Annotated in this window: 12 protein-coding genes; 9 read left to right on the top strand and 3 right to left on the bottom strand. The window is 56.6% G+C overall.

Annotated features, from left to right (window positions below; translation table 11 throughout):
- Positions 1-64: 64 nt before the first annotated feature.
- From VGK48_03840 to VGK48_03800, 9 genes are all read left to right on the top strand, one after another.
- Positions 65-514, top strand: a complete 450-nt coding sequence (locus tag VGK48_03840) for a DUF2267 domain-containing protein (protein ID HEY2380296.1) — start codon at positions 65-67, stop codon at positions 512-514.
- Positions 515-523: 9 nt separating this feature from the next.
- Entirely contained in the window at positions 524-1471 is a 948-nt protein-coding gene (gene cofD, locus VGK48_03835) for a 2-phospho-L-lactate transferase (protein ID HEY2380295.1), read from the top strand.
- A complete protein-coding gene (gene cofC, locus VGK48_03830) occupies positions 1446-2099 on the top strand; it encodes a 2-phospho-L-lactate guanylyltransferase (GenBank protein ID HEY2380294.1) in 654 nt (217 codons plus the stop codon). The genes cofD and cofC overlap by 26 nt, the downstream gene beginning before the upstream one ends.
- A gap of 112 nt (positions 2100-2211) precedes the next feature.
- Positions 2212-2943, top strand: coding sequence for a coenzyme F420-0:L-glutamate ligase (cofE, locus tag VGK48_03825; GenBank protein HEY2380293.1), 732 nt, complete (start codon positions 2212-2214; stop codon positions 2941-2943).
- Positions 2940-3557 (top strand): NAD(P)-binding domain-containing protein, encoded by a 618-nt coding sequence (locus VGK48_03820; GenBank protein HEY2380292.1) that lies wholly within the window; start codon positions 2940-2942, stop codon positions 3555-3557. The genes cofE and VGK48_03820 overlap by 4 nt, the downstream gene beginning before the upstream one ends.
- A gap of 18 nt (positions 3558-3575) precedes the next feature.
- Positions 3576-5630, top strand: coding sequence for a phosphatidylglycerol lysyltransferase domain-containing protein (locus VGK48_03815; protein ID HEY2380291.1), 2055 nt, complete (start codon positions 3576-3578; stop codon positions 5628-5630).
- A gap of 147 nt (positions 5631-5777) precedes the next feature.
- A complete protein-coding gene (locus VGK48_03810; protein ID HEY2380290.1) occupies positions 5778-6704 on the top strand; it encodes a DUF3800 domain-containing protein in 927 nt (308 codons plus the stop codon).
- A complete protein-coding gene (locus VGK48_03805) occupies positions 6701-6883 on the top strand; it encodes a hypothetical protein (GenBank protein ID HEY2380289.1) in 183 nt (60 codons plus the stop codon). The genes VGK48_03810 and VGK48_03805 overlap by 4 nt, the downstream gene beginning before the upstream one ends.
- Positions 6861-7262, top strand: coding sequence for a hypothetical protein (locus tag VGK48_03800; GenBank protein HEY2380288.1), 402 nt, complete (start codon positions 6861-6863; stop codon positions 7260-7262). Before VGK48_03805 ends, VGK48_03800 begins: the two co-directional genes overlap by 23 nt.
- A 42-nt stretch (positions 7263-7304) precedes the next feature.
- Here the strand turns inward: VGK48_03800 and VGK48_03795 are convergent, their stop codons facing one another.
- From VGK48_03795 to VGK48_03785, 3 genes are all read right to left on the bottom strand, one after another.
- Complete coding sequence (locus VGK48_03795) at positions 7305-8288, bottom strand: IS1595 family transposase (GenBank protein ID HEY2380287.1); 984 nt, start codon at positions 8286-8288, stop codon at positions 7305-7307.
- Positions 8289-8403: 115 nt separating this feature from the next.
- The gene (locus tag VGK48_03790; GenBank protein HEY2380286.1) at positions 8404-9894 is read right to left on the bottom strand and encodes an MBL fold metallo-hydrolase; all 1491 of its coding nucleotides are present in this window, start codon (positions 9892-9894) and stop codon (positions 8404-8406) included.
- Positions 9895-9983: 89 nt separating this feature from the next.
- On the bottom strand, positions 9984-10800 hold an 817-nt coding region (locus tag VGK48_03785), incomplete at its 5' end, for a DUF4159 domain-containing protein (GenBank protein HEY2380285.1).

Genomic DNA, 10800 nt, shown 5'->3' with positions numbered 1-10800 from the left:
TCATCTGCGGCTAAAAAAGTTAACATTCTGAACCAGGCGGCATCCAACGTGCTCTTGGGTTTGCATGAAGTTTACAGGTCTGGATGTTTTCGATTCCACTATCCAACGCACGAATAGCTGGCTCAAAGACTTGATGCTGGAGTTGAATTCGTCCGATCACAGGAAAACGTACCTTACACTCCGGAGCGTTTTGCACGCTTTGCGGGACCATCTTACCGAAGACGAGGCTCTTTATCTCGGTGAGCAGCTTCCGATGCTGATTCGCGGGCTTTATTTCGAGCATTGGGATCCGCATGGAAAGCCGTTGCCATTGCGGAACCGGAATGACTTCTTTGCCATCCTCTCGACGTACATGGCCCGCGAGGGCGACAGCACTTCAAACGCGGAAACCGTTGCGCGCGCCGTTTTTCGTCTGCTCGATCGAAAGGCGACGGAAGGCGAAATCGAAGATGTCCAGCAAGTAGTCCCTCCGGCCCTTCTCGACCTCTGGCCCCCCAGGTTGCGTGCCGCGTAGAATGTTCGGGTGAGTGAAGCCCATTACACCGTCCTTGCCGGCGGCACCGGCGCGGCGAAATTCCTGCGCGGTCTGGTTCAGGTCATACCTCAGGAAGACATTCATGTCATCGTCAATGTCGGCGACGATACCTCCGTCTGGGGATTGCACGTCAGCCCGGACATCGATTCGATTACCTACGGGCTTTCCGGAAAACTGGATGCCGTGCGAGGCTGGGGCCTGAGCAGTGAGACGTTTCGCTGCCTCGACGAGATTGGCGCGTATGCGCTGCCGACCTGGTTCCGCCTCGGGGACCGCGATCTCGCAACGCACATCGCCCGCACGGAATTGTTGCGATCTGGGCTGACCCTGACCGAAGTCACAGCCCGCATGGCTGCAGCCATCGGCGTCCGCGCGGCGGTTTTCCCTGCCAGCGATGATCCTGTGCGGACGAAAATCGAAACGCCGGAGGGCACCCTCGGGTTTCAGGAATTTTTCGTCCGGGAGCACTGGAAACCTGATGTTCAGGGGGTGAGCTATACCGGCGCCGCCGATGCTCATGCCTCACCGGCGGTCCTGAGTTCCATTCATGACGCACAGTTGGTTGTCATTGCGCCGAGTAATCCGGTCACCAGCATCGGTCCGATGCTGGCGGTGCACGAAATTCGCGACGCGCTGCGCTGCACCCGGGCTGAAGTGGTTGCGATCAGTCCGCTGATCGGAAATGCGGCGTTCAGCGGCCCGGCCGCCAAATTGATGGAAGCCTGCGGTTATGAAGTTTCTGCAGCGGGCGTCGCCCGCTATTACCATGAGTTTCTCGATAATATCGTCATCGACAGTCGCGATTCGCAGCTCGCGGCTGCCATTCGATATGACAGCATTGGCGTTCAGATTACGGATATTGTAATGTCCGACGACGCGGCCGCCGGGCGGCTGGCAAGGTTTATCATCGATGAAAACAGTTCTGTTGCCCGTTAAAGAATTCGGCAGTGCAAAACAACGGCTGACTCCGGCACTGGATGGCCGGGCCCGTGCCGGCCTGGCGCGCGCAATGCTGGCAGATGTTCTAAGTGCCCTCGGCCGCGCGCGTGTTCCGGAACGGATTGTTGTCTTTACTGCTGCCGACGAAGTCCGTGCGATGGTGGAAGCGTTGGGCTTCCAGACCATCATGGAGAAATCCGTCGACGGCCACAGCGCCGCCATCAATCAATTGATCGCTGAATTCTCGCCGACTTCGTCAAACATCCTCGCCATCGCGGGTGATCTTCCCAGGCTTTCTCCCAGCGAAATCGATTTCGCTTTGAACGCCGCATCCGAGCCGGTCACATTGATGCCCTCGCGTGATTGGACCGGCACAAACGGAATTCTTTTCATTCCGCCGGCCCGCATTTCCATGGAATACGGCGAAGGAAGCTTTCGCCGCCACCTCTCGAAAATTGCCGCTGCGGGTTTGCAATCCGATGTCATGGATCTCCCCGGTATCGCCTTCGATATCGACACGCCGGAAGACCTCCGGGCTTTCATGGAAAACCCGCGGGAGGACAGCGAAACGTGGCGGTATTTGTCCGGGTCTACAAGCGCTCTGCGCGCGGGTGTATTCTCCTGAACGACCGGGAAGAAACCACAAAAAGCACAAAAGGCGCAAGCAATGCGGGGCTTGTTTGTGCCTTCTGTGCTTCTTGTGGTTCCTTCGCTCATTCATCTATGCTTCCAGATTCATGACCTTGGAATTCCTTCCAATTCAACATGTTCCGGAGATCCAGCCGGAAACCGATCTCGCCCGCTCGCTGGCGGATGCGATTCGTGTGTCGGGGCTGGAACTTCTGGAAACGGACATTCTTGCGGTTACTCAAAAAATCGTTTCGAAAGCGGAAGGGCGAATCGTTCTGCTCGAAAGTGTCGAGCCGTCGGACGAAAGCCTTGCCATCGCCCGGCGAATGTCGAAAGATCCGCGCCTGGTCGAACTGATCCGCCGGGAGTCCCGGCGGATCGTTCGGATGCGCGGCGAAGTGATCATTTGCGAAACCCATCACGGGTTTATTTGCGCCAATGCCGGTATCGACCAATCGAATGTAAACGGAACCGCAACGGTCACCCTTCTTCCGAAAGATCCGGACCGTTCCGCCCGCGAGCTGGCACGCGTGCTGGGATGTGGCATCATCATTACAGATACTTTCGGGCGCGCCTGGCGGGAAGGCCTGGTGGACGTCGCGATCGGCATCGCGGGTGTTCCGCCTTTTATCGACTTTCGCGGAAAAACAGACGCGTTCGGTCACGATTTACGCGTCACCTTGCTGGCTGCTGCGGACGCGCTGTCCGCCGGCGCGGGTCTGGCCATGGGCAAGATCTCGCGGACGCCTGCCGCGATCATTCGCGGTTTTGAATGGGAGAAGGCGGAGAGTCATGCGGGAGCTCTGCTGAGGCCCATCGAAAAGGATCTATTTTTATGAAGGTTGCAATACTTGGAGGAACGGGCAAGCTCGGACTCGGATTCGCTCTTCGTCTGAGCACCTCGGGGCATGAAGTCGTGATCGGCTCACGGGAGGCCGCAAAGGCGGAGGAGGCCGCACGACCCCTTCCCGGCGTTCGCGGTCTGACAAATCTCGACGCGGCTTCCTGGTGCGAAGCGGCGCTGGTCTCGGTCCCTTATGCCGGACATGGCGCGTTGTTCGAGTCTCTGAAAGATGCGCTTCCGGACAAAATCATCATCGATGCGACTGTGCCGATCGATCCGGCCAACCTGCTTCAGATCAAGACCGGATCCGGCAGGGCGGCGGCACAGGAGACGGCTGCAATGGTTTCCGGAGCCGCGGTATTCGCGGCGTTTCAGACTGTTTCTCATCGTGTGCTGCGGCATCCCGGGATTTCGCACGACGTACTGGTCGCCGGCGGCGGCGCAAGGAAGCCGCAAGTGATCGAACTGATCCGGTCGATGGGACTCCATCCCATTGACGCCGGCCCGCTTGAAGTGGCAGGGCATCTCGAGCGCATGACCGTGCTCTTGCTTTCCATCAACAGAGCCAACAAAGTTAAGGAAAGCGGGATCCAGATAACCGGGCTGTGAAGCCTCTTAAAAACCAAAGTGGAGCTGTTACTCCTTAAATACGGTTATGTGTTGTTGTTTGCGGGGGTGATCGTTGAAGGCGAGGCCGTCCTTGTTGCCGGCTCGCTGCTGGCGAGCCGGGGGTACTTCAACATCGGGACCGTCGCCCTGGTCGCGCTCGCCGCGAACACACTGAGCGCGCAATTCTATTACACCGCTGCACGGGTCCGCGGCCGCCGCTGGTTTGAAGCAAAGTTTCCGAAGAACTCGCCCTACCGGAGGATTATCGACTGGGTTGCGCACCGGGATAACTGGGTTCTTCTCATCAGCCGGTTCGTTTTCGGTTTCCGCATTGTCATTCCCGCCGCCTGCGGCGCGTTCGGCATGCCCGCGGCGCGCTTCACCGTCATCAATGTCATTGCGGGCCTGCTCTGGGTCGTGCCGATTTCGGTTGCCGGATATTACTTCGGTGAAGAGTTAACGGGGTTCCTCCGCGGCGCGCGCCATTACACGTTGACGGCGCTGGTCGGCGGCCTTGGCATCCTGGCGGTGTTTTTTGCGTGGCGCCATATTCAACGCGTCCGTTCGATATTTGAAAACCTCGAGTGGTCGGATCTTCACAATGCCATTCCGTTCGTGATGGGCTTGATGGGCGCGCTCAACATTCTCGCCGCCATTCTGCCCAGCTCCGAAACCTTGTTACGCGGCGTGCGGGGATGGCTGCCGCTCGAAGTATCGCAAGGCAGCCGGACCCTGATGCTTTTTACCGGCGTGGCCCTGTTGCAGGTGACTCAAAATCTCGCCAAGCGCAAACAACTCGCCTGGTGGGTGGCCGTCATTGCGCTGTCCTTTTCCCTCCTCCTTCACGTCACCAGCGGTTTCGATGTGCAAAACTCGCTCATCGCTCTCATTCTGCTCGTCTACCTGATTTACTTCCGGCGGCGCTTCTATACGCGATCCGATCCGGCGTCATTGCGCAAGGGTCTGATGGTGACGCCTCTGCTTCTGTTGATGGTTTTCTTTTACGGTTTAACAGGCTTCGCCGCCACCTCGCTGCAGTTCCACTGGCCGGCCAGCGCGACGCCCTTTACGGAGGCGGTTCGAGGCGGCATTCTGATCGTCAAACCGGACGTTGTCCCCGTAACGCGTTACGCGCGGCTGTTCCTGAACTCATTGCAATTCGCTGGATGGATCACGCGTCTCTACATTCTCATCCTCATCCTGCGGCCGTTCATTTCAAGGGACAGGCTCGAAGCGCCGAAAGCCGACATCGATCGAATATTCGAACGTTATGGCAAGGAATCGGTCTCTGCACTTGCAATTCAGCGCGATAAGCATCACCTGCTGGTGGCCGAACGACAGGGTCTGGTGGCATTTGCCACCGGCGGTTCGATCGCGATGGCCTGCGGCGACCCCCTCGTATCGGACGATCTCTTTGCCAGGGCTGTCCAGGATTACATCGACCATTGCGGAAGGCACGGCTGGACTCCGTGTGTATACTTTGCCGCCGAAGAGCGGCTGCCGGTTTATCACTCGCTCAAGTGGCAATCCTCTGGAGTGTCCGAAGAGGCCATTGTGAATCTTTTGGCGTTTGAGCATTCTGTGAACATTCGCTCTCTCGGCATTGTGCAGCGATACGATCGCGCAGCTGGAACGGATCCGCTGATCGACGAACAGCTCGAAGAAGTGACCGAAGACTGGCTGGAGCTGCGGCACATGGGCGAGACGGGCTTTACAGCCGGGAATTTCTCGCTGGAGCAACTCGGGCAAGGCCCGGTCTTCGTTCTCGGCAATCCTTATCGCATCGAGGCATTCAGCACCTGGCTGCCTTATAAGAATGGTAAAGCCGTCGTGCTGGCCATCCTGCGCCAGCGGCGGCATACGCCTCATGAAATTGTCCGGGCCTTCGTGGTGGAGTCTCTGCGTCTGTTGAAAGAGTCGGGGTTTGAGGAAGCAAGCCTGACCGTAGCCACAATCGACCGGGAGCAGATTGAAAGTTTTCAGCCCGTGTGGAAGCCGCGGTATCTGGCATATCCGCGAGGCGCCAATGTGTCGAAGATTACCCGGACGCTGGCCACGATCCGGAACCGGTGAGTGATCAAGATGGTTGTGTGAGCGACCCCCTGCCGCTTCGCGGCTGTCCCCCTATATTAGGGGGACAGTAACTCTCCCCCTAACACAGGGTAATAATATAGTTGACTCATTATCAGGTCAAGACGATGATGGGCTAGGAGGGGCAGAATGATTCCCCTCAAGGAGATTGCCGAAGTATTAAACCCGTCAGGAGCCCGATATATGGCGCTGTTTAGATTCTACTGTGACGAAAGCTACGATTCTGATCCCGCGTTAGATCCTGCAAACATAGGTTTAGCCTTTCACCAACTCGGCAGCAAGCCACATGTTCCGCGCGCGTACGTAGTTGGCGGAGTGTTCGCAGGCGAATCGGCGTGGACTGACATTGAGAAACAGTGGGCACCGATAAATATGCAATTTGGCGTTGGTCGCTATCACGCAGCTCAGGTAAATGCGCGAGAAGGTGAATTTAAAGATTGGCTAAAGGACAAGCAGCGCGACTACTCGAAGGCTCTACTTGACATAGTGCTGAACCAGGGCAGAAAGATCCACGCAATTAGCTGCGGAATGCTGCCACGCGAGTACCGGGCCATCATAAGCGAGGAAGGTCGCAGAAAACTCGGCCATCCATATTTAGCATGTTTCAAAAGTGCAATAGCGCTCATTGCACAAGAAATGGAATTCAGGCGACATTTTGGTCCGGATGATAAATTTGCCGTCATTCTCGACAGGAACGAGCATGAAAACGAAGCCGTGGAAATCTTTTATAAGATGAAGGACTCAAAAGAGTGGCCATTTCATCGCAGACTAGCGACATGCGCCCCCGGAGGATGGGAGGACCACCTAGGCCTACAGCCAGCCGATCTAATCGCATACGAAACGTATCGAATTCTCGCGGACCGATATGACGGCAAGTATAACGACGACGATGTCCGTCCATTTTTGCGACGAATGTTTTCAACCAATGGATTTCTTGGCTACTATTTTGAACCGTGGGCGTTCAATGAAATCAAGGAACACCTTGAAAATATTGACTGCGTGCCCAATGGATTCATATTGAACTTTCCAGCACCGGAGCCACCAGACGAACAATGAAAATCAACGCCGAAGGTAAAACAGAATTCGAGCGATTTAACAACGTCGTGAAAAAGATTCTGTCCGTATCAAAGGAAGAACTCGACCGACGCCTTGCCGCTGATTCACGCGGACACTACAAGTCAGAAAAGAAAAAATCGAAAAAGAGGATCAAGGATGGAAAACACGAAAGAGTTTGACTGGGTCCAGGCTAGGTATGATTGCTCATCGCAGGAGGTGTTCAAGTTACTTGAAAGCGATGCGAGGCAAAGCGTAGAAAAAAGAAACGCACTTCCAAGGGAAAATTATGGCTTCAAAGTAATTGTGAGCCAGATAGGCGAGTTCTCGGTCATGCGTGAGGCGAATCGACCCTATGCATCGTCCGTTACATTTGTTCTCTTGGAAGATGAAATTGTCGTCCAGGACAGTAGATCGCAAGAAGTGCGTCGTGCCCGGCTGACACTCAATAAAGATAAAAAGTGTGTCTTGGTTTCGAACGGAGAGGAAATGGACCGCTGGCGCTTCCTGTGTAAAGCACTAGAAGGGCTATTTTTTGTGGTAAAAGCGGAAACCCGCTAAGGTTTCCGCTTCCCGCGCTTCTGACGGCGATTCACGACGTGGCTAGAACCCCGCCGTTTGAGACTCCTGCTTACCTGTCAATTGATCGAAGGTAAGTCGCTTGTTGACGATTTGCTTCACGACGGCTTCAAAGCGTTCACCGTCATTGCCGAAACGTTCGTTAAATCGAAAGGCTTGCTCATCCAAGTAACGGAACATATGGAAGGGTTCAACGGAAACATAGGTGCCCTTGATACCGCGCTTCAAGAGACTCCAGAAATTCTCGATGCCGTTTGTGTGGACGGCGCCGTCAACGTACTTTTCGGCATGTGCCACGAAGGCATGATAGAAACCTTCCTCGCGAAGATGGCGATATGTGCCGTGCTCATCGGTATAAACATTAGAGCCCTGCTTTATGGTTTCGCGAATGATCTCCAGCGCTTCGCTCTTCCATTGCTGGGGTATGACTCGCGCATGGACTTTGCTTTTGCCAGTAACGGTGTTCCGTTCGAGCAAACCAAAAACCGCAGTTTTTCCCGCACCGCCCGTGAGAGCGCCTTCCTGGAACTTTTTAAGGCGCTTATCCTTGTGCATGTTGCGGGCGAGTCCACCGATATAGGTTTCGTCAATCTCTACGGTTTCCCCTTCGCCGCCCATTTCAGGTACAACGTCACCCTGCATCGCCAGTCGGATGCGATGATTCATGAACCATGCGGATTTCTGTGTTACTCCAATCGCCCGGTGAATCTCGTAAGAGGAAACGCCATTCTTACAGTTGGTGACCATCCACATCGCAAGAAGCCACTTATCCAAGCCAACCGGCGAGTCTTCCATGATCGTGCCGACCTTGATGGAAAACTGCTTGCGTGGATGCTTATTTTTGCACTGAAACATTTGGCGTGTTTCGATAAAGCTGACGTCATCTGCTCCGCAGGTTGGGCAAATCACAATGCCATCAGGCCAACGCATATCGGCGAGATAATCAAGGCAGTGTTTGGGGTCAGAAAAGAAGACAATCGCCTGTTGAAGTGTTCTGAGTTCTCGCATGCAGAGAACTTTACCGCACAATGAGTAATGAGTCAACTATATTATTACCCTAACACAGGAGGAGAGCCGGCGGAGCCGGCAGGGGGTCGCTCACACACCATGTTGAAGGCGAGTGTTAACTCCCCGTTTTCCCCACAGCATTCCAGAAGTCCGCCTTGGTCTGGGGAGCGGCGGAGGTATGCACGTTAATGTAGCGCTCAAAGTCCAGGTTGAGCCGCTTCAGGACCGGAGCCAGCGCTTTGACGTGATCGTTGGCGGGTTCACCGGGGTTTATCGAGAAGTCGCCCTGAAATAGCACCTTTTCCTTGGGAATGTAGGCGATCATCAGACCGTTCGAGTGCGGAACGGGCGCGACATGATAGATCTCGACCGTCCGCGTCCCGTCGGAATAGACCTTCTTCTCTTCAACTGCTTCGATTTTTGCCTTCTTCGGATTATTTGAGAGCGTGTCACTCATCAACGTTCTCGGAGTGTTGAGCGCTCGATCCAGGAACTCGGCGTTGTTTTTCTGGGTGATGATCGTGGCGCCGTCGGCCACCAGCACGGGCAATCCGCCGGTATGATCGGCGTGCGGGTGGGTATTGAAGACGTATCGGATCGGCTTGTTCGGAAACAGCTTCTTTATTTCGGCGACGTAGGCCAGGGCGCGAGCCTCGGATTGTCCGGCTTCGAGCATCATTACGTAGTCTTTAAACTCCACGACGACGGAGTCGTAGCTACCGGCTCCCGTTGTGAGCCGGTAGAGACCATCGCCCAGCTTTTCGGTCGTCACCGTCATCGCCGGCGCTGCCGCGCCCCCGCCGCCTCCTCCACCTGCACCGCCACGGCCGCCTGCAGGAGCAGGAGCCCGGGCAAGGGTCGCGATGTCGGACGGATTCGCTTTCGCAGCGCTCACGGTCACTTCGAAGAAGGGCCAGCCACCGCGGGTCTGCACGATCTTCGAAGGCGCCATGGCTGCTCCGAAATCTTTCCAGCCGCTGTAGGTGGCAAGAATATGCATGTCACCCATGATGTTTTCGCCCAACCAGGTCTCGACCCGGTCGACCATGTTCTGCTCATCGACGTAGCCGTTGATGACGTAGTTTTTGCCGGATGGCGCCTTTACCTTGGGACTCCAGCTCAGGACGTTGTAATTCTTGCCGTCAACTTTTTTGCGGCTGACGGTCGCGTTGTTTTCGGCGGCGCCTTTAAGGAACCCCCAGGGCGTGATGTAGAACTCCAGAGAATTCGCCCAGGGTTGCGAGACATCCGCCTGCTGAGGCGTGACCTGCGCGAAAAATGTTCCCGGAGTCAAGGTTGTTGAGCCGCCGGCTCCGATATTGTTTGTCGCTCCGGTGTGGCGCGAGGCCGGCGCCGTCAGATCGATAACGCGGACATAGTTGTTGATCGGCCGCATCGGGTTGTGGGTGTCCTTGCAGATCATGTCGGTGGAGTTGGCGCCGCACTGCTGGAACGCCACGTCCTTCGCAGACCCCGAGTACGTGATCGCCTTTACGTCGCCCAGGGCTTTCTGCGCGTTCGCGATTACGGTACTTGCATCCTGAGCCAGCGCGGGCGCGGACAGCGACCCGAAGCACAGGGCGATGACAGACAGTTTCTTCAACACAGCGTCTCCTCCTGACAGGACAGCTAAAAGGCGGCCCATTCTACCGCCTGCCGCCGCCGGGGTGACCTTGACGGGATTTTGGGCGCGCGTCAGTGCGTGAGGCCGTAGATCAAGTAGTTCACGCCGAGCTTGTACGCTTCGTTGGTCTGATCGAACGGACGGAGTCCGCGTCCGGACCACTCCCAGAACTGCGAGACGTCGGTGTTGTAGTTGATGATGGCCATCAGCCGCTTGCTGCGATCGTTGTCTTCGAAGATGCCCCTGAAAATCGGATCGCCGCCGACGTACGCCTGCGGGAAGTGGTCGAGGTCGTTGATCTCAAAAAACGCGTGGAACACCGGATCGCTGGGCTTCATGTCGAGGAACTGCGCCTCCGGCAGCACCCGCTTCATCGTCGCGGCAAACGGCTCCCAGCCTCCGCCCGGCACGCCGCGCCAGCCTTCCGTCTTGAAGTCGTCGATGAACAGGAAGCCGCCCTTGTGCAGCCAGGCGCGCAGGCCTGCGGCTTCGCGGTCTGTCACCGTCCACCACCCGACTTCGATCAGGTACGCGATCGGATATTTGAAGAGCGCCGGATCGTCGAGCGTCACGGTGTTGATCTCGTCGCGCGCGCCGAGGTAGCTCACCTCGTTCATGATCTTCATCAGGTTGCGTTCGGCGAGCGGGTACCCGTGAATCCAGGACGGCCGGCGGGCTGGCCAGTAGCCGCCGGGCGCGGGCCGGTAGCGCACGCGGACGAACTGGAACCGGCCGTCGTAGGGCGTGTTGGGGAGGGGATCGTAACGGCCGCCGACGCGTTCACCGAAGCGGTCGAATCCGAATTGCGCGAGCGCGGCCGCCGCGCAGCCAAGGACAAGGACGAGCGCGATCGTCGTCACGCGGCGCACGGGGCATGATACCGCCTCG

The sequence above is a fragment of the Terriglobia bacterium genome (genome assembly GCA_036496425.1).
In the GTDB taxonomy this organism is placed as follows: Bacteria; Acidobacteriota; Terriglobia; order 20CM-2-55-15; family 20CM-2-55-15; genus 20CM-2-55-15.
This window is presented reverse-complemented; position numbering and strand designations above follow the sequence as displayed.

Bases quoted from the DNA above. Each gene is read 5' to 3' on its own strand.
- VGK48_03840 (HEY2380296.1), top strand. From the start codon at position 65: ATGAAGTTTACAGGTCTGGATGTTTTCGATTCCACTATCCAACGCACG.
- cofC (HEY2380294.1), top strand. From the start codon at position 1,446: ATGAAAACAGTTCTGTTGCCCGTTAAAGAATTCGGCAGTGCAAAACAA.
- cofE (HEY2380293.1), top strand. From the start codon at position 2,212: ATGACCTTGGAATTCCTTCCAATTCAACATGTTCCGGAGATCCAGCCG.
- VGK48_03820 (HEY2380292.1), top strand. From the start codon at position 2,940: ATGAAGGTTGCAATACTTGGAGGAACGGGCAAGCTCGGACTCGGATTC.
- VGK48_03810 (HEY2380290.1), top strand. From the start codon at position 5,778: ATGATTCCCCTCAAGGAGATTGCCGAAGTATTAAACCCGTCAGGAGCC.
- VGK48_03805 (HEY2380289.1), top strand. From the start codon at position 6,701: ATGAAAATCAACGCCGAAGGTAAAACAGAATTCGAGCGATTTAACAAC.
- VGK48_03800 (HEY2380288.1), top strand. From the start codon at position 6,861: ATGGAAAACACGAAAGAGTTTGACTGGGTCCAGGCTAGGTATGATTGC.
- VGK48_03795 (HEY2380287.1), bottom strand. From the start codon at position 8,288: ATGCGAGAACTCAGAACACTTCAACAGGCGATTGTCTTCTTTTCTGAC.